Source organism: Mucilaginibacter conchicola, assembly GCF_003432115.1.
Classification (GTDB): Bacteria; Bacteroidota; Bacteroidia; order Sphingobacteriales; family Sphingobacteriaceae; genus Mucilaginibacter; species Mucilaginibacter conchicola.
The window spans coordinates 1,875,004-1,892,458 of the sequence record NZ_QWDC01000001.1 but is presented as its reverse complement, the minus strand read 5'-3'; the positions used below and the strand labels follow the sequence as shown (position 1 = coordinate 1,892,458).

16 protein-coding genes and 1 tRNA gene are annotated in these 17,455 nt (G+C 44.7%); 9 read left to right on the top strand and 8 right to left on the bottom strand.

What is annotated here, in order from left to right:
- Positions 1-6: 6 nt before the first annotated feature.
- Together D0C36_RS08570 and D0C36_RS08565 are read left to right on the top strand one after the other, a co-directional pair.
- The gene (locus D0C36_RS08570; protein WP_117391108.1) at positions 7-1,089 is read left to right on the top strand and encodes a DUF3810 domain-containing protein; all 1,083 of its coding nucleotides are present in this window, start codon (positions 7-9) and stop codon (positions 1,087-1,089) included.
- Between the two features lie 580 nt (positions 1,090-1,669).
- Positions 1,670-2,164, top strand: coding sequence for a hypothetical protein (locus D0C36_RS08565; RefSeq protein WP_117391107.1), 495 nt, complete (start codon positions 1,670-1,672; stop codon positions 2,162-2,164).
- 52 nt (positions 2,165-2,216) lie between these two features.
- Here D0C36_RS08565 and D0C36_RS08560 read toward each other — a convergent pair whose 3' ends face one another.
- From D0C36_RS08560 to D0C36_RS08550, 3 genes are all read right to left on the bottom strand, one after another.
- Positions 2,217-2,951, bottom strand: a complete 735-nt coding sequence (locus D0C36_RS08560; RefSeq protein WP_117391106.1) for a hypothetical protein — start codon at positions 2,949-2,951, stop codon at positions 2,217-2,219.
- 29 nt (positions 2,952-2,980) lie between these two features.
- Positions 2,981-3,877: an MBL fold metallo-hydrolase gene (locus D0C36_RS08555; protein WP_117391105.1), complete on the bottom strand. Its 897-nt coding sequence runs from the start codon at positions 3,875-3,877 to the stop codon at positions 2,981-2,983.
- 161 nt (positions 3,878-4,038) lie between these two features.
- Positions 4,039-4,896 carry an alpha/beta hydrolase gene (locus tag D0C36_RS08550; protein WP_117391104.1) on the bottom strand — a complete coding sequence of 286 codons (858 nt, stop codon included), beginning with the start codon at positions 4,894-4,896 and terminating at the stop codon, positions 4,039-4,041.
- Between the two features lie 526 nt (positions 4,897-5,422).
- Here D0C36_RS08550 and D0C36_RS08545 point away from each other — a divergent pair.
- Positions 5,423-7,093 carry an ArnT family glycosyltransferase gene (locus D0C36_RS08545; RefSeq protein WP_117391103.1) on the top strand — a complete coding sequence of 557 codons (1,671 nt, stop codon included), beginning with the start codon at positions 5,423-5,425 and terminating at the stop codon, positions 7,091-7,093.
- Between the two features lie 208 nt (positions 7,094-7,301).
- Here the strand turns inward: D0C36_RS08545 and D0C36_RS08540 are convergent, their stop codons facing one another.
- Positions 7,302-9,845 (bottom strand): phosphocholine-specific phospholipase C, encoded by a 2,544-nt coding sequence (locus D0C36_RS08540; protein ID WP_117391102.1) that lies wholly within the window; start codon positions 9,843-9,845, stop codon positions 7,302-7,304.
- A gap of 56 nt (positions 9,846-9,901) precedes the next feature.
- Positions 9,902-10,399 carry a GNAT family N-acetyltransferase gene (locus tag D0C36_RS08535; RefSeq protein ID WP_117391101.1) on the bottom strand — a complete coding sequence of 166 codons (498 nt, stop codon included), beginning with the start codon at positions 10,397-10,399 and terminating at the stop codon, positions 9,902-9,904.
- Positions 10,400-10,513: 114 nt separating this feature from the next.
- Here D0C36_RS08535 and D0C36_RS08530 point away from each other — a divergent pair, with 114 nt between their 5' ends.
- Together D0C36_RS08530 and D0C36_RS08525 are read left to right on the top strand one after the other, a co-directional pair.
- Entirely contained in the window at positions 10,514-10,843 is a 330-nt protein-coding gene (locus D0C36_RS08530) for an L-rhamnose mutarotase (protein ID WP_117391100.1), read from the top strand.
- Between the two features lie 5 nt (positions 10,844-10,848).
- Positions 10,849-12,144 (top strand): alpha-L-fucosidase, encoded by a 1,296-nt coding sequence (locus D0C36_RS08525; RefSeq protein WP_117391099.1) that lies wholly within the window; start codon positions 10,849-10,851, stop codon positions 12,142-12,144.
- Positions 12,145-12,272: 128 nt separating this feature from the next.
- Here D0C36_RS08525 and D0C36_RS08520 read toward each other — a convergent pair whose 3' ends face one another.
- Positions 12,273-12,797 carry a DinB family protein gene (locus tag D0C36_RS08520; RefSeq protein ID WP_117391098.1) on the bottom strand — a complete coding sequence of 175 codons (525 nt, stop codon included), beginning with the start codon at positions 12,795-12,797 and terminating at the stop codon, positions 12,273-12,275.
- Between the two features lie 340 nt (positions 12,798-13,137).
- Between D0C36_RS08520 and D0C36_RS08515 the strand changes: the two genes are divergently transcribed.
- On the top strand, positions 13,138-14,802 hold the full coding sequence (locus D0C36_RS08515) for a serine hydrolase (protein WP_117391097.1): 1,665 nt from the start codon (positions 13,138-13,140) through the stop codon (positions 14,800-14,802).
- A 30-nt stretch (positions 14,803-14,832) separates the two neighbouring features.
- Here D0C36_RS08515 and D0C36_RS08510 read toward each other — a convergent pair.
- Positions 14,833-14,905 (bottom strand) — tRNA-Gly (locus D0C36_RS08510).
- Between the two features lie 97 nt (positions 14,906-15,002).
- On the opposite strand from D0C36_RS08510, the gene D0C36_RS08505 reads away from it, so the two are divergent.
- Complete coding sequence (locus D0C36_RS08505; protein WP_117391096.1) at positions 15,003-15,467, top strand: hypothetical protein; 465 nt, start codon at positions 15,003-15,005, stop codon at positions 15,465-15,467.
- A 560-nt stretch (positions 15,468-16,027) separates the two neighbouring features.
- Here the strand turns inward: D0C36_RS08505 and D0C36_RS08500 are convergent.
- On the bottom strand, positions 16,028-16,357 hold the full coding sequence (locus tag D0C36_RS08500; RefSeq protein WP_147321963.1) for a hypothetical protein: 330 nt from the start codon (positions 16,355-16,357) through the stop codon (positions 16,028-16,030).
- 184 nt (positions 16,358-16,541) lie between these two features.
- Between D0C36_RS08500 and rpsL the strand changes: the two genes are divergently transcribed.
- Both rpsL and rpsG read left to right on the top strand, forming a co-directional pair.
- On the top strand, positions 16,542-16,955 hold the full coding sequence (rpsL, locus tag D0C36_RS08495) for a 30S ribosomal protein S12 (RefSeq protein ID WP_079717716.1): 414 nt from the start codon (positions 16,542-16,544) through the stop codon (positions 16,953-16,955).
- Between the two features lie 19 nt (positions 16,956-16,974).
- A complete protein-coding gene (rpsG, locus tag D0C36_RS08490) occupies positions 16,975-17,442 on the top strand; it encodes a 30S ribosomal protein S7 (RefSeq protein ID WP_095703447.1) in 468 nt (155 codons plus the stop codon).
- Positions 17,443-17,455: the final 13 nt, after the last annotated feature.

Genomic DNA, 17,455 nt, shown 5'->3' with positions numbered 1-17,455 from the left:
GCATAAATGCAGAGGCATAACGTAAAAAAAGCTTTCATTAAACGCGGGATAGCCATATTGGCTCTGTTCCTCATTAGCAATCTGCTGTTTCTCTTTGCCGATCATCCTGCAGCGGTAGAAAAGTACTATTCAAAAAGCACATACCGTTTTATCTGCCATGTGCTCCACCCGATTTTTAACCTGTTCCCGTTTAGTGTTGGCGATCTGGTTTATTTAACGGTGATCATCTTCCTGGTAATTGCGGTAGTAAAGTTCATTAAACATTGTTTTAAAAAACGCTGGGCCGAAGCTGGTTTGCTGGTGCTGAAAGTTACCATCGGTGTACAATCAGGCATCCTGATATTTTATGTTTTCTGGGGACTGAACTATTTCCGCCCCTCTGCTGCTGAGCGTTTGAACTTGCGCGACAGCACCTATACCACTGCCGAACTGCAACGCGTTACAGCTATCCTTATCGATAGTGCCAATAGTACCCGTAGTCGCGTTCGGTCTGCCGATCTGCAAACGGGAAATGATACCATCTACAGCAGGGCTAAGCAGGCTATAATAGCCCTGTCCAATACATCAGAAGAATTTAAAACGTACAGCCCGCGGATAAAGCCATCTATGATCACTTTTGTGATGAATTACATTGGCACATCGGGTTATTACAACCCCTTTACCGGCGAGGCGCAGATGAACTACGAGATGCCGGTTTTTAACCGCCCCTTTGTGGCCTGCCACGAGATGTCGCACCAGATGGGTTACGGCCCCGAGGATGAGGCTAACTTTGTGGGTTACCTGGCGGCTTCCGGCTCAAAAGACAGGCTGCTGCGCTACTCGGCCTACAACCTCGCTGTGGGCGAGCTTATGCGTACCATGCGCTTTACCGATACCGTTATATTTAAGCAACTGCGAGAGACGATATCCCCGCAGGTGCGTGCCGATTTTAAAGCCGAGCGGCAGTACTGGCTATCCTATCAAACCAAACTGAATGCGGTGAGCAGTGTGTTTTATGATAATTTTTTAAAGGCGAACAACCAACCGCAAGGATTAGAAACCTATAACCGTATGGTGTTGCTGTTGATGGCGAGGTATAAGAGAGATTAGCTGATTTGTGATTTGAGATTAGTTGGATTTGGTAAAAGGAAGCAAAAAAAATGCGTTCCGTATCTCACCCCGGAACGCACTATAACATTATCTCTCAAATAATGTTAATCAACTAAACCTCAGATAACATGTGTTTACCCAAGCTCTTTATAGCGAAGCCTTTGCGGCTGCTTTTTTCAATATGTTTTGAGTGTGATTATCATCTTCGCAAAAATTATTCCTTTGCGGTTAGATAATCATAAGTGTCAAAGGTACACAATGAATAACGGGCGTAAAAATATATTGTTATTATGACGGTAATTATTGCAAGAATGTTACAATATGATGTTTAAACGCATAAAAAGGTATAAGCAAGTTGCTTTTAAGCTGACCAAACTATCACCGCGATTATCAAAAACACCCGAAATCACGATGTGATATTTATAGCTAAGGGGCTGACTATTTTTGAATACAAATTTCAGAAATACAGTAGGTTATAGCAGAAATGTATAGCTAAAACCTCAGTGTTTAACAAAGCAGAAAGATTAGAGTATACGGGAATAATCCAATCAAAATTCTGCTATATTTGTTTAAGCTTTTGATGAAGAAATACTTAACAGCATTATTCCTTGTCTTGTCTGTTTGTGCCACTACGCGCTCTTACGGGCAAAGTATATCCTTTTTTGATTTAACCAACCTCACTAACCTTAGTGACGGGCAAGCGCATACTTACCTGGCTTTAGGTGGCATATTTAAACAGGATTATGTGCAGGAAGTGAATGGTAAAAAGATAGAGTATTTTAAATCAAAATCAGTTAAGGCTGCTCCGCAGACCATTATGATAGGCGAGAATGAGATAACTGCTAACCGAACTATTCTGCGTACGGTGTTTTACACCACACAAGATCCGCAGCATATTGTTAACTTGATAGCCCAGGCTAAACGCGCCAAACTGATCATGAAATTTCAGGGGCAGGATCAAAACAATAACATCTATAAGTTTGATAACGAGTTTTACAACATCACTATGCTCATTAGTACCGATAATAATAAAGGATCGGTAGAGGTAAAGCAAAAGGAGTTTATAGGATATTAAAAAGAAAGGCCCCGATAATATCGGGGCCTTTCTTTTTAAATTGAAAATATGCTTAGCTACCTATCAAAGCAGGGTCAAATATCTTTTTATCAATTTCTTGGTTGGCTTTTATATCGTGATAAACCTCGGTTTGTAAAAGCTTATCGTTGATGTAAAATTTGCACAGCGTTTCGCTCCAGGCTCCTTCAACCATTTTGTGTTCCTCAAAAGTAGCCTCGGTTTTGGTACTGCCTTCATATTTAAAATAACGTACAGCAACCAATTTCTCTTTATCTATCCAAAGCTGGTTTACTTTTTCGCCGTCTTTAGCAGCACCAATCACATACACATCTTTACCGTTCCATTTGGTTTCATGAAATTTTCCAAGATCAAAATGCAGCTGGTTAAAATGGTCAAAAACGTTATCTATCGGGCGAAAGTACATACCGCCTAAAAAGAAGATCAACTCGTTCTCGTCCTTGGCTGCCCGTACTACTTTATTGTTCCTGAAAACGTACGACGAATCACCACGATATATCACGCCATTGCCGCTGTTATCGCCGCCAAAATCTATCCGCAGCATATCGGGGTAAACAATACGTTCGTACCATGTATCGGTTTTTATCAGCGTATCATTACGGTAACGGCCGGTAGTTTGGGTAAAGGTTAATGATGTGTGCCACTTGTTATAATAGCGGGTGTACATCTTTTTGATCACCTGCGCCGAAGTTAATTGCTTTGGCGAAGTAAAGCCCCACACCGATAACAAGGTGATGATGGACGTGATGATGGATACTAAGTGCTTCATTATTATTAGGGGTATTATTGTTTGTCAAATTAAGCAGTAAGCTCTTCATAAGCGGCAGTTAAGCCGCGCTCAATGCCGTCGCCCTTCCATTCGGTAACGCCGGGGATAGCGGTTGTGGCCAGTATCTGCTCTTTTGTTTTGCCTGCCTTTATGCTACTGCCAACATAGTCAACAAGCCGCTCCATAAAGTTCTGCATGGCTTTAAGGTCGGCCATAGTGCCTACCACTTTCTCAGGGTCAAAAGCGTGGCCGTACACAAATATGGTATCCTTGTTAAACTGCTTCTGCGCAGCCTCTAAAGCTACAGCCCAGTGCCTGCATGATGCACCTGCCGAGCGGTCTACATAAGGGTAACGGCGGTTAAACACCTGGTCGCCGCAATGCACAATGTTGGCATTCTCAAAATGGATAAAGCTATCACCATTGGTATGGCCCGCGCCAAAGTAATGGGCGGTGATGCGCTCATCGCCAACTTTTACTTTCCAGTTGTTGGTATAAGTAGTATCGGGGTAAAGCTGTTTGTCGTCATTGCCCTGTTTTTGCGCCGCAGCTTTTTGGTTGGTTAACGAATTGGCATGTGCCGCCACGTTTTTAACCAGGCCTTTAAAAGCAATGTTACCGCTGGTATGGTCGCCGTGGTGGTGGGTATTAATAAGCCACTGAAAAGGTTGTTCTGATTTCTTTTTCAGCTCGGTTATCAAATGTCCTGCCTGTTCCGGAAACTCCGCATCCACGCAAACAATGCCTTCTTTATTCACCATCCAGATGATAGTGCCGCCTTGTTCGGTAAAAATACCCACGTTGTTACGCAGCGGGGTAAGCTTGTATTCGGGCGCAGCCAGCATAGCAGCCAGACTCCTGTTTCCCAGTAAAGAAAAAGAGCCTGCAGTTAATGCTGTATTTATTAAAAATTTACGGCGTTGCATGTTGATAATAAATTAGTTAAAGGTAGATGTTATTTTATTCAGTTAAATAATTATCGGATTAGGATTGGATTAGATTTTTCTCTGAGTTCATAGTTGATGGTTTATAGATCATAGTTACCCGAAAGCCTGCCATGAACCATGAACTATCAACTATTAGCTAATCAATACTGATGAAACCCTTGCGTTACAAATTCCAGCACCGATGGTAATGATGCGCGCCAGTACGTCCAGTTGTGGGCGCCGTCGCGTATGCGGTACTCGTGAGGAATCTCTTTTTTACGCATCAGGTTATGCACCAGTCCGTTGCCTTCGTAAAGGAAATCATCGTCGCCGCAATCAATGTACCAGCGTACATCTTTCTTTTTGGCATCGGGCATGGCGTTCATCAAAGGGATTACGCTGTACCTGTTATAAAAGTTGCTTACGGTACTATCTGCAAGTCCCGGGGTGTTCTTGCTAATGGCAACCTTTGCATCATCCAGACTCAAAAAACCTGTAGCCGCACTTAACGGACAAGCGGACGAGAACAATTCAGGGTGATGCAATGCGTAAACAAAGCTGCCGCCACCACCCATGCTAAGGCCGGCAATGGCACGGTAACGCCTGTCCGTTTTTACTTTGTATTTCTTCTCTACAAAAGGCATCAGTTCTTTAAAAAAGAAATCCTCGTAGTTCCAATCGCCTTTAATATCGTTAAAATACCCCCTGCGACCGGTGTTGGCATCGGGCATTACAATGATCATAGGGGTGGCAATCCCATCGCGGATGGCTTTATCGGTAATGTTCAGCACTTCACCAAATTGTACCCAGCCGGTCTGGTCATCGCCGGCACCGTGCAGCAGGTACAGGATAGGGTAGCTGCGACCACTGGTTTCATAATCGGGCGGCAGATAAACGGCGTACTTGCGTTCGCTTTTCAGGATCTTGCTGTTGAGCGTGAGATTGTCATACACCTTGCCCGTTTGCGCAAACAAAAGCGCAGGGCAAAGCATCAGGAGCATGAGGCTTAGTTTTTTCATAAAAAATATTGCAATTAAACCGCGACAGGGGTGATGGCGGATATTTAAAATTAATGATAAATTATTGGTTTGCAAGGAGTATTTGCCGGATTGTTAAATAGTTATATTGTTTTATAAAGACGCAGCAAGGCGAGTGTTGGTTGCCCTGATTGTGGCGTTACCTATGGTCCGCGCTTTCCGCTCATACGCCTGCAGGCCTTAAGCGCGGGCCGGTATCCGCTGCGATCGCTAACGCGGGATTTTTGAATAAGGATTTACAGAATAAAGAAAATGCTGTTAGATTCTTCGCTATTGCTCAGAATGACAGTAAGTAGTAAAGATGCGGGGAAAGGCCCGACAAAAAACCGGGCAAAGGGTAAATGCTTGCGGGCCGAAGGATTTTTTTGTCTTGATTTTTTGTTACTTTTTCATCAAGGAAAAAGTAATAGGCCCCTGCGGCTATGAGCAGGCTAACGTTAATGAGCGCACTGAAACCTTAAAATCCTTCTCCTAACTATCTCAACACTTCATTACCTTTACCCCACCAATGACCACCACGCAACAAAGCAATACCAAAACCCAGTGGCTGTACTTATTTATAGTACTGGCGGTGCTGCTTAATTTTACGGGATTGTTCATTCCTATCCTTGCGCCCGATGGTACGCTGTATGCCGTTATCGCTAAAACCATGGCACAGCGCAGTGATTTTGTAAACCTTATTGTTCACAATGCCGACTGGCTGGATAAACCGCATTTCCCGTTCTGGATGGCGGCTTTTTCCTTTAAATTATTCGGGATAAGTACCTGGGCGTACAAGCTGCCTGGAATATTGTTTATGCTGATGGGGGCATGGTACACCTATCTGTTGGCTAAACTGCTGTATAATAAAGAAGTTGCGCTGTGGAGCGTGCTAATCTTGCTTACCTCACAGCACATCATCCTGTCGAACAACGATGTTCGTGCCGAGCCTTATCTCACCGGGCTGCTCATTGCTGCGGTATATTATTTCTATTTAGCTTACACCCGCAACAAACTCTGGCAACTGGTATGGGGCGCACTATTCACCGCCTGCGCTATTATGACCAAAGGCATGTTTGCCCTGGTACCCATCGGCGGGGCAATAGCGGGTCATCTACTTATCACCAAACAATGGAAACAGCTTTTTAACTGGCGCTGGCTGGTGGCCGCGGTGCTCATCGGTATATTTATATTGCCCGAGATTTATTGTTTATATGAACAGTTTGATGCTCACCCGGAGAAAGTAGTATTCGGGCAAACGGATGTATCAGGCGTCAAATTCTTTTTCTGGGATAGCCAGTTCGGGCGGTTCTTTAACACCGGGCCTATTAAGGGCAAGGGCGACCCGAGCTTCTTTATCCATACCACGCTTTGGGCTTTTTTGCCATGGTCGCTGATATTGTTTGCTGCAATATGGCATTTTATAAAAATAGGTATTAAAAGCGTGCATCAGCGCGAGTGGCTTTGCATCAGCGGAAGCTTGCTTACCTTTCTGCTGTTCTCGGCCTCTAAATTTCAACTGCCGCATTACCTGAATATCGTATTCCCGTTCTTTGCTATTATTACTGCGCATTATCTGGCCGGCTTACAAACAGAGCGTACCATCCGCGCTGTTCGCGGTGTGCAGATTGGACTGGTAGTGTTGTTGTTGCTGGCAATAGTTGCCTTGCACTACTACTTTCGGCCGGATGAATTTGAGTGGGACGATACCATAACGCTCGCTGTTTGGCTGGGGTTATTAATCGTTATCCCCAATCGCTTCCCCTCTGCAGATTACAGGCAAACTGCCTTCCGTACACTCATTGTGGCCTTCATCGTGAATTTGTATCTGAACCTGGCGTTCTATCCATCACTGTTAAAATACCAGGCAGGCAGCGAAGCCGCTGTTTGGATCAACAATCACAACCCGCAAAAGTTACCACTGGTGCAAAGCTGGGAAGATGCCAACTATCCCATGGAGTTTTACATTGATCAGCCGCTCACAGTTATTAATGAAGATGGTACCGGTAAATTGCCACAAGCTCCGTTTATCTTCTACGGGCCGGCTACAGTCGTCGAATCGTTGCGCGCTAAAGGTTACCGTGTAGAAAAGCAGGTGAGCTTCCAACGCTACTGGATATCACGCTTAAAACCCAAATTCCTGAACCGTGCTACTCGCAATGAGCTGGTTACGCCAATGGAAGTGGTTATCGTAAGATGAGCTTACACTTCTTTATTTAGATACCCGCATTTGAAAAGCGCCTTAGGCGCTAAAGGTCGGTAGAAATAATAAAGAGGGGCATCGCATGCCGTAGGTATGCAACCCTGTTGTATCGCACCTAACGGAGCGATTTACATTTTTAACTTATATGCTACCGACCTTTAACCCCTACGGGGTTAGCTCTAACTATAGCACAGCATCTAAAAACCTATACCTCACCACCCATGTACGGATCACTGATGCTTGTTTTACCTGTTTCCACGCGGCCAGCATAACGTTTCTTAAAATCGGCAAAGCCTTTTACGCGGATGGTGAAATCATACCAACCCTGCTGTTTACTCAGATCAAGCTTAATAGTTTGAGGGGCAAAGCTTTCTTCGCGCACAATTAATTGTTTGGATGCGGTTTTATAAGCGTTATCGGTTACCTCGACTGTTAAAGGTTTTTTAGTGCCCAGTAACGAGAAGGTAAGCACCACGTTGCCATCTTTTTGATACCCGCAATGGGTTACAAGCCCCGGGTCTTTGGCGCTGCCCCTAAACTGGCGATAGAAACCATTTGGCCCATAAGTGCGCAGGTGGTATTTGCCATCCTCAAAATCGGCGAGCGGCCATTTATCGGTAAGGGTATCGCCGGGTTTGGCGGCATAGCTCCAGGTACGTACGGCTTCTTTTTTGCCCGGTGCGTTAAGGCTGGTGTATTTGCCCGGCGCATATACGTTGAATGGCCCGCCGGTAGCGGCATCACCAAACAGATCTTTACCCGCTTTAAAGTTGAGCTCAAAAGCCGTTCTCTCGTCATTTAAACGGCCATCGGCATAAAGCTCATACGGTAAAGCACAGGCCAAACGGGTGCCTCTTTCCTGTTTAGCCAATTGCACGGCAGTACGCGGATTAGCTTTTATGGCTTTAATATCAGCGTCGCTTAACCTGGTGTAGGTAGGTAAACCTTTAAACTGTGCTTTGTGGATTCCCTCAACAAACGGAACCCTTTGAAGGGGCGCCGGTTTGGCTATCTGCTCGCCGTTGTATGGGCGAAATACAGAGGTGAGGTCACCACAAATAGTGCGGCGCCATTCGCTAATGTTGGTCTCTTTTATTTTTTTGCCGGTTTTGCGGGCGATGAAGGTCTCCAGGAACTGAAGGTTCGAGGTATGGTCAAACACCTCAGAGTTAACATACCCGCCACGGCTCCACGGCGAAGCGATCACCATCGGCACACGATAACCCAGGCCTATGGTACTTTCACGTTTATAATTATTAGGGAAACCTTTACGGTCAAGCTCCTGATCAAGCGTTACAAATTCCACGCGGGTATCTATCCCTGCAGATACTTTACCTGTGCCCTCTTTATGCGAGTGCGGTGCAGTAAACGGCGGGATGTGGTCAAAGTAGCCATCATTCTCATCATAAGTGAGGATAAAGATAGTTTTCTTCCAAACCCCAGGATTCTTGGTAAGGATGTCCATCACTTCCGATAAATACCATGCACCATACCAAGGTGCGCCGGGGTGGTCGGAGAAGTTCTCGGGCGCGGTAATCCATGATACCATTGGCAATTTGCCTGTGTTTACATCTTGCCTAAACTGGTACAACACATCGCCTTTGGGTACCTGCATTTTACGCTGGGTGCCGTTATCGTTATAGGTTAGGGTAGTCAGCTTATGGTAATTAGGATCGTTACGGTTAGTGCTAAACGCCTTTTGATGCAGGCGCTGTTCGCGTTTGCTCAGCTTTGCAAAAGCTCCCGGCTCCAGGATAGCTTTATCAGCTTTGATATCCTGCAGCTCTTTCTGCATTTCGGCAAGCTCTTTCTCCAGCTTTTGGATCTCTTTTGCATCGCCGGAGAAGCCTCTTATCTTCAAAGAACTCTCACGTATCTTGGCAGGCAATTCCTTTAGTCTCTTTTTTAGATAAGCAACATGCTCCGGGTGATGTTTAACATGGAACTGCTTAAAAAATTCCAGGTTATTATCGGTAAAGTTACCCAGCCATGAATCTTCTTCGCCCTCAAAGCCTACACCTATCGATAGCTCGTTTTGGTAACATTTCCATGATACGCCGGCATCTTCCAGTCGCTCGGGGAAGGTGGTCCAGGTGGCGCCTTCAAAATCCGAATCCTCGTTCCAAACGTTAGCGCGTGAGTCCTCATTTTGGTTGGCGCGGATGGTGCCTGTCCACAAAAAGTTGCGGTTAGGCGTAGTACCGGTAAGCGATGAGCAGAAATGCTGATCGCATACAGTAAAGGCATCGGCAAGGGCATAGTTAAAAGGCAGGTCCTCGCGGGTATGGAAACCCAGGGTAAGCGGCATATCCTTATAATCAGGGTTGCCCGATTGTTTTTCTATCAGCCATTGGTCAAACTTACCATCGTTGCGGGCATTTACCTGGTTGCTCCAGCTATGCGGTAACGAGCTCATCCATGTGGCTCTTGTATCCTTAATATCTAAGTGGAAAGGTGCAAAAGTTTCGCCTTTGGCATTGCTTTGCAGCCATACCGGGTTTTGGTTGGGCAGGTCTATAGCCCGCGGATCATTAAAGCCACGCACGCCACGCAACGAGCCAAAACAATGGTCGAACGAGCGGTTCTCCTGCATCAGTATCACCACGTGCTCGGCATCCATCCAGGTGCTGCCGGGGGCAGGGTTAATGGCCAATGCTTTTTGTATTGAGGCTGGTAAAACACTGCTAAGGCCGGCGGCACCGGTTAGCATGGCTGCCTTTTTTAAGAAATCTCTGCGGGTATCTGACATGGCTGCTAATATATTAAACCCTTGTTAAACAAGTATGCTGTTTAATTATGCTTGTGTTATGATTTTATAAAAATACGCTGGTATAATCTAAGTAAGGTGCCTTCAGGCGTTTCAATATCTTTTTGATATACTAATCCACAGCGTTCTATCAATTTCTGCGAACGGATATTTTCATCGGTAGTGGTGGCGTACAATACCTCAAACGGGTAATCATCGATAATAGCCCGGCAGCTTTCGTAACCAAAACCTTTGCCTGCATGGCCGGGCATAAAAGCAAAGCCGATATCAGGGCTGTCCAGGTAGGCGCGTTTGAACAGACCGCATAAACCTATAGGGGTTTCATCTTCTTTTAATGATACCAATAGCGGGCCGTAATTATATCGATCATAGAAATTGGTGTGCAGCATGCTGATATAGTTCTCAGCGTCATGCAAGGTATGGATGTTGCGGTCGCCGATGTATTGGATCCAGGTGGGGGTGTTCAGCAGCTCAAAAACAAAAGGTGCATCGTCTAAGATAAAGCGGCGCAGGGTGAGATTGGTTGTTGTGATCATCTGGTAACTAAATTAATAAAAGTGGATTGCTACCACACAGATAGGTTAAATTTTGACAGATGGATTGTTTTTAAGGCAAACATTTGCTTACTTGTAATACCAATACATTAAGCTGTGAAACGTTATTGCCTTGCGCTCGACCTGAAAGATGATCCCCAATTAATTGCCGAATACGAGGAATATCATAAAGCCATCTGGCCAGAGATACATGCGAGTATTATCGACATAGGTATCACTAATATGGAGATCTACCGTTACGGCAACCGTCTCGTGTTATTGGTTGAGGCAAATGACGATTTCACTTTTGAAGCCAAAGCCGTTGCTGACGCCGCTAACCCCAAAGTACAAGAATGGGAAATGCTGATGTGGAAATACCAGCAGGCTTTGCCGGGCACACCTGCGGGGGCGAAATGGATGTTAATGGATAAAATTTTTCAACTATAACCAATATGAGAAAGCTTTTATTTATTGCGCTGATTGCGTGCGGCGTATCTAACACCTTTGCCCAGGGAAAATACACACCATCAAAAGAAAACCTGGAGCAGCGCCAGAAATTTCAGGACATGAAATTTGGGATGTTTATTCATTGGGGGATATACAGTGAACTTGGCGATGGCGAATGGGTGATGCATAACCGCAATATCCCATACAATAACTACAAGCGCCTGGCCGATTTTTTTAACCCGCAGGAATTTAATGCCAAAGAATGGGTGCAGATAGCCAAGAAAGCAGGCATGAAGTACATCACCATTACATCGCGCCACCATGATGGCTTCAGCATGTTTGGTACCAAATTCTCAAAATACAACATTGTTGATGCCACACCTTACCATAAAGACCCACTGATGGAACTGGCTAAAGAGTGTGAGAAAGAAGGGATAGAGCTGCATTTTTATTACTCATTGCTGGATTGGGGGCGCTCTGACTATGCCTTTGGCAGTGAAATAGTAGATGGAAAACCGGTTAAAGGCGATTGGGATAGCTATATTAAATTTATGAAGGATCAGCTAACCGAACTGATCACCAAATACCCCGGCGTAAAAGGCATCTGGTTTGATGGCGATTGGGAACGCCGCAAAGCTAACTGGCATTATGACGAGATCTATGGACTTATACATAAGTTGAACCCTGCCATAATGGTAGGCAATAACCACCACCTTGCGCCAAAAGATGGCGAGGATTTCCAGATGTTTGAGAAAGACCTGCCCGGCCAAAACCACACCGGCTTTAGTGCCGATGCCACTATTGGCAAGCTGCCATTAGAAACCTGCGAGACCATTAACGGCAGCTGGGGTTTTGATATTAAAGATAACAACTATAAAACCACCAAACAGATCATCCACTACCTGGCAGGTGCAGCAGGCCGCAACGCCAATTTCCTGCTCAATATAGGCCCGATGCCAAATGGTAAAGTGCAATCAGAGTTTACCGACACGCTGGCCGCTGTAGGGCAGTGGGTAAACAAAAACGCCGAAAGCATTTACGGTACTCGCGGCAGTTACGTATCGCCGCAGCCATGGGGCGTTATTACCGCTAAAGCAAAAACGCTATATGCCCACGTATTTAACCAGCCCGATGAAGCGTATGTATTTATCCCGGGCGTAAAAGAGAAAGTGAGCAAGGTGGCCTTACTCAGTAACGGCTCATCGCTTAAGTTTAAGCAACAAGCCGAGGGTGTATTTATTTATACCACAGGCGTTGCCTGGGATGCTAATGATACGGTGTTCAAGGTGTGGGTGCAGTAGAGGGGCACTCTACTTGGCACGTCATTGCGAGGAGCGACAGCGACGTGGCAATCCCCGATATGCAAAGCCGCTCTGCATATCGGGGATTGCCACGCTATCGCTCGCAATGACGTGTTGGATTTATAGCTTTATACCCCTACCGCTTCTTCATCCTGCTTAAAGGTAGCTTCATCAGCGCTTGGGCCGTAGCTGCCCGGGATTGGGATATCCAACAGGCGCAGGTAAACGCCCAGCTGTGCGCGATGGTGGATGATCTGCGATAAGGCCATGCGGATAATGCCACTTTTTGTGCTTTCGCTAAGGATGGTATCGCCGCTACGCAATATCCATGGATAGTTTAGCCTCTCTTCATTTTCGGCAAGCAGTTGGCTGCGGCCATCGGCTAACGACTCTTCAAAAAGTGCCATCAGTTCCTCGTTACTATCAATAAATTTTGCTTCGTAAGGGTTGCTCTCAAAGTCGAGTCCATCTGTAGTTATCGCCATCGTGATCCAGGTTGGCAGCTCGGCAATATGGGTTGCCAGGCGGCGGATGTCCATGCTTTTTACATGGGGCGTCCAGTCAAGCTTTTCTGTTGGTACGCGTTCAAGCATACGGCGGGTGGTTACAGATTCTTCATTAAGTTGTTTCAGATAGAAATTGATAAGTGACATGATGTTGTTGTTTTTGGTTTACAATTCAAAGCAACAACCGGCTGGTGACAACCCTATGTCAGCAGGAAAAATCAGAAATGAAATAAAATAAAAAAAGCAGGTGTGGCCTTGCGCTATAACCTGCTTTCGTAAATCTTATTAACTATTAACTGACCGATTGAATAAATCTGTTAGTTAAGTTGTTATAACTCTGTGTGTTTTGTTTTAGTATAAAAATTATATTAAAAATTAATAGCGAAATAGAGTGGTCGAATTTATATTTTGATGTTATTGGAATTAAATTCTGATTATTATTAATAAATCAATATAAAATTTCATATTTGATATCTTTAGTGTCTGTATGAAGAATTATATTTTACTTTCGTTGTTATTTATCACTGTTTGCGGATACGCTCAAAATATAAGCAGGCAGGGGCTTAATGAGTTGATAGATGATAATAATTTGCCTGGCATCCAGATAGCTTATACAGCCAATGGTAAAACAAGTTTATACCAGGCAGGCCTTAACCGGCCAAACGGCGATAAAAAATTAACTTCTCATGATCTTTTCAGGGCGGGCTCGTTAGGTAAATGTGTGTTTGCCTATGCAGTGCTGCGCTTGTATGACAGAGGCCTGATAGATCTGGATAAGTCGTTGCTTAATTACATAGATAATTACAATAGGTTTGACAACAATGATCAGCGTTACAGAAAAATTACCGCGCGGATGGTGCTTAGCCACACCTCGGGCCTTGCTGAGTTTTCTGAGATGAACGAGGGAAAGGTTAAATTGCTGTTTGAGCCGGGTATCACATTCTCTTACTCGGGAGAAGGGGTCTGGTTCCTGCAGAAAGTGGTGGAGCATATTTTAAACAAGCCGTTTGAGGATATCATGCAGCAAGAGGTTTTTATTCCTCTTGGGATGAATAGCAGTACTTATGTGCAAACCAACCAAATGGACAGCCTGAGTTTAGGAACTATTAGCAAAGATATGGCAGGGATGTACCCCAACGCCGCCTTTTCCCTGCTCACCACCGCGCATGACTATAATATATTCCTGCAAGCCTTGCTGGCGGGCAAAGGATTTAAGCCAGCTACCCGCCAATTGATGTTTACCAGGCAAAGCGATGCGCAATGGGCAGGGCACGATAGTACCGCGGCTGATACACATATAGATTGGGGCTTAGGTATCGGTCTGCAGCAAAACGAGAAAGGCGATGCCATTTGGCACTGGGGCAGTACCGATGATTTTTACTCATTCTTTATGGCCTACCCAAAAAAAGGGCAAAGCTTTGTATTTTTTACCCGAGGCAACCGTGCGCTAAAAGTTACCGACCAATTGGTAGATATGTTTATGGGCAAACAAACTACCTGGGCCATGAAGTGGCTTCACCTGGGTTATGACGAACCACAAACCATGGCCGTGCTTTTTGATGAATTGCGGAAACATGGCACCGCGAAAGCGCCCGCCTTATTTGATGTGCTAAAGAAAAGGGGTTACACTTTTTCGGAGCGGGATCTGGTTAATTATGGTATGAGCCTTACCATGCAGAAGCATTATGCAAAAGCCATTGCGGTATTAAAGCAGGCAACAAAATGGTATCCAGAGAACCCGGTGGCACTTGGTAGCCTGGCTGCGACTTATGAGGGAGCAGGTTATAATAAAGCAGCGTTGGCCGATTATAAACTGGCATCGGGAATTGATAAGGAGAATTCCTCGTTTATTAACCATATCAAAAGTTTGGAAGCTGGTTTTACGCCTGCTGATTTAAAAGTTTTTGAGGGAACCTTTGCTCAGAATGGTAAACCGATTTCTTTTACCTTTAAAGCTACAGGTAGTAAGCTGATGCTTACTCAATCGTGGGACGGCGGCGTGCTGGAATTTTTCAGAACGGGGGAATTGGAATTTTATAATGATGAGCCCGGTTTTAGTCTCAAATTTACAAAGGATGCCAATGGCAACATTGATAAGGCTTTTATGAATGATATACCTGTAGAGTGGGTGAAAGTAAAACAGGGTAAATAAAAAAAGCCTCCCCGTTTGGGAAGGCTTTTGAGCGAAAGACGAGATTCGAACTCGCGACCCCGACCTTGGCAAGGTCGTGCTCTACCAACTGAGCTACTTTCGCGTTGGGGTGGCAAAAGTAGGATTTTTGTTTTAATAGCAAAAAATATTTAAAAAAAAATCTGATATCTGTATTTTCGTTAGCTCATAAGCCCCTTATCATGATCACCCTTAAGCGAATTAAACAAACGGATGCCGAAAGGCAACAACTTGAACAAGCCATGCGCAAGCGCGCACTTAAGCGCAGTTTGCCTTTAGATTATCAATCTGCCCAAAGTGACATAGGATCTGATAAGCTATTTGTAGGTTACGATGGGAAAAAGAATGTGCAGTTTTCGCGCCTAAGAACTTCTTTAGAAAGATTTTTACCCAGGGTGGTTATTGTGTTCTCAAAAGACCCCACAGTGTTTGAGTATAAGCTTCGGTATAGTTTGTTATCAACTATAGCTGTAATTTTTTTGGCATTGGTGTTTATATTGTCGGTAGTCTCCTCGCTTGCGGAGAAAGACGATTATGACCGTTTTGTGCTCCCGTTATTTCTAATAGGCTGTTTTTGGCTATTGACATTGTTTGAGTTGAAAATAGTGGGTAAACGGATAAAGAAAGCGTTGCCGGTAAAAGATTGAGGGTTTTATGAAGGTGTACGATGTTCACGTTAACGCGCATGAACATCATGAACACTCGTGAACGCCACCAAAACGTCATGCCGAATTTATTTCGGCATCTCACACACTAAGTCTGTCTGGATGCTGTTAGTGTTGCACGAACAACAGTGTGCCTGGGTTAAGCTTTTGTTTGCATTAACGGCAGTCTGCTCATTGCCGCAGAGGCTACTTCTTTTGTCTTGATACAAAAGAAGCAAAAGCTCAAGACAAAAAAATCCTTCCACCCGCAGGCCTTTACCTTGGCCCGGTTTTTTGTAGGGCTTTTACCCGCGTTTTGGCAGATTGCCATTCTGAGCGTAGCGAAGATCTAACCGCGTTCTCTGTACAGTTTATAGATTCTTCGCTACGCTCAGAATGACAAATTTGGTGATTCATGGCAATCATCTAATCCCATAGATTATGGTTCAAAACAAGCCCTGCATCTCTAAACCCGATTGCAGCGGATACCTGCCCCGCGCCTAAGGCCCGTGCCGTATAAGCGGAAAGCGGGGCTGGCGGGAGATAGTAGTAATAGCGTTGCTTTACTTTACAAATTCTGATGCATTGCCGGCAACAACCATCGGGATGATGATGGCAAGTGCAAACCAGAGATAGAAATTGCTATCGCCGTTTTTTGAACTACCGCGAATGATGCAGACCAGGAGCAAAATAAAACCGGCGAAATAGGTTAAACCACCTGTGAGAGCAGCAGCTTCTCCGCCGTTTGCTATACCGCCACGATCGGGATGGAGTTTCATCTGCCTGCTTAGATAAGCTGAGTTGTTTATAGCGCCATAACATATAAATAGATAAAACAGGTAGCAAAATGCAGGGATAGGGTGTTGTTTAATGCTTAGCCAAACGGTTTTCATGTGGTGGTTTGGTATTGATACAGTGTTTAATAAAAGGTAACCCGCAGCCATATTCGCCCACTTGCACCACCCACTCAATTAATTACAAAAAACTTTTTTACTCAAGCGCTTGAAAATCAAAAAATAGTGCCTACCTTTGCAGTCCTTAAAATAAGGATAAAACTGTAAAAACAAAAAGCAAAGAATGCCTACTATTCAGCAATTAGTTAGAAAAGGTAGAGTAGCTCTGGAAGACAAGAGTAAGTCTCCGGCGTTGGACAGCTGTCCACAGCGAAGAGGTGTATGTACACGTGTATATACCACTACCCCTAAAAAACCAAACTCAGCAATGCGTAAAGTTGCACGTGTGCGCCTTACAAATGGTAAAGAAGTTAACGCCTACATCCCTGGTGAAGGCCACAACTTACAAGAACACTCAATTGTTTTGATCCGTGGTGGTCGTGTTAAAGACTTACCTGGTGTACGTTACCACATCATCCGTGGTGCATTAGATACATCTGGTGTAGCAGGCCGTAACCAGCGTCGTTCTAAATACGGAACTAAACGCCCTAAACCAGGACAAGCTGCTGCAGCCCCTGCAAAAGGTAAAAAGAAATAATAAAGGAGGATAGAAAACAATGAGAAAGTCAAAACCAAAAAAGAGAATTATCCTTCCTGACCCAAGATTTAACGATACTTTGGTTACAAGGTTTGTAAACAACATGATGTATGATGGTAAAAAATCTACCGCATACGCTATATTTTATAACGCAGTTGACATTGTTGAGAAAAAAACCAGCGAAAGCGGTTTAGATACCTGGAAAAAGGCGCTTAACAACGTTATGCCAGCTGTAGAGGTTAAAAGCCGCCGTGTAGGTGGTGCTAACTTCCAGGTTCCTACTGAGGTTCGTCCGGAGCGTAAAATCGCTTTAGGTATGAAATGGTTAATTAGCTACGCACGTAAACGTGGCGAAAAAACCATGATGGAGAAACTTGCCGGCGAGATCATCTCTGCTGCTAAAGGCGAAGGTGCTGCTGTTAAGAAGAAAGAAGATACGCACAAAATGGCTGAGGCTAACAAAGCGTTCTCACACTTTAGATTCTAATGAGAGAATTAGT

What these genes read in the sequence shown, in the direction of transcription:
- D0C36_RS08570 (WP_117391108.1), top strand. Translation starts at nt 7, where the DNA reads ATGCAGAGGCATAACGTAAAAAAAGCTTTCATTAAACGCGGGATAGCC.
- D0C36_RS08565 (WP_117391107.1), top strand. Translation starts at nt 1,670, where the DNA reads ATGAAGAAATACTTAACAGCATTATTCCTTGTCTTGTCTGTTTGTGCC.
- D0C36_RS08560 (WP_117391106.1), bottom strand. Translation starts at nt 2,951, where the DNA reads ATGAAGCACTTAGTATCCATCATCACGTCCATCATCACCTTGTTATCG.
- D0C36_RS08555 (WP_117391105.1), bottom strand. Translation starts at nt 3,877, where the DNA reads ATGCAACGCCGTAAATTTTTAATAAATACAGCATTAACTGCAGGCTCT.
- D0C36_RS08550 (WP_117391104.1), bottom strand. Translation starts at nt 4,896, where the DNA reads ATGAAAAAACTAAGCCTCATGCTCCTGATGCTTTGCCCTGCGCTTTTG.
- D0C36_RS08545 (WP_117391103.1), top strand. Translation starts at nt 5,423, where the DNA reads ATGACCACCACGCAACAAAGCAATACCAAAACCCAGTGGCTGTACTTA.
- D0C36_RS08540 (WP_117391102.1), bottom strand. Translation starts at nt 9,845, where the DNA reads ATGTCAGATACCCGCAGAGATTTCTTAAAAAAGGCAGCCATGCTAACC.
- D0C36_RS08535 (WP_117391101.1), bottom strand. Translation starts at nt 10,399, where the DNA reads ATGATCACAACAACCAATCTCACCCTGCGCCGCTTTATCTTAGACGAT.
- D0C36_RS08525 (WP_117391099.1), top strand. Translation starts at nt 10,849, where the DNA reads ATGAGAAAGCTTTTATTTATTGCGCTGATTGCGTGCGGCGTATCTAAC.
- D0C36_RS08520 (WP_117391098.1), bottom strand. Translation starts at nt 12,797, where the DNA reads ATGTCACTTATCAATTTCTATCTGAAACAACTTAATGAAGAATCTGTA.
- D0C36_RS08515 (WP_117391097.1), top strand. Translation starts at nt 13,138, where the DNA reads ATGAAGAATTATATTTTACTTTCGTTGTTATTTATCACTGTTTGCGGA.
- D0C36_RS08505 (WP_117391096.1), top strand. Translation starts at nt 15,003, where the DNA reads ATGATCACCCTTAAGCGAATTAAACAAACGGATGCCGAAAGGCAACAA.
- D0C36_RS08500 (WP_147321963.1), bottom strand. Translation starts at nt 16,357, where the DNA reads ATGAAAACCGTTTGGCTAAGCATTAAACAACACCCTATCCCTGCATTT.
- rpsL (WP_079717716.1), top strand. Translation starts at nt 16,542, where the DNA reads ATGCCTACTATTCAGCAATTAGTTAGAAAAGGTAGAGTAGCTCTGGAA.
- rpsG (WP_095703447.1), top strand. Translation starts at nt 16,975, where the DNA reads ATGAGAAAGTCAAAACCAAAAAAGAGAATTATCCTTCCTGACCCAAGA.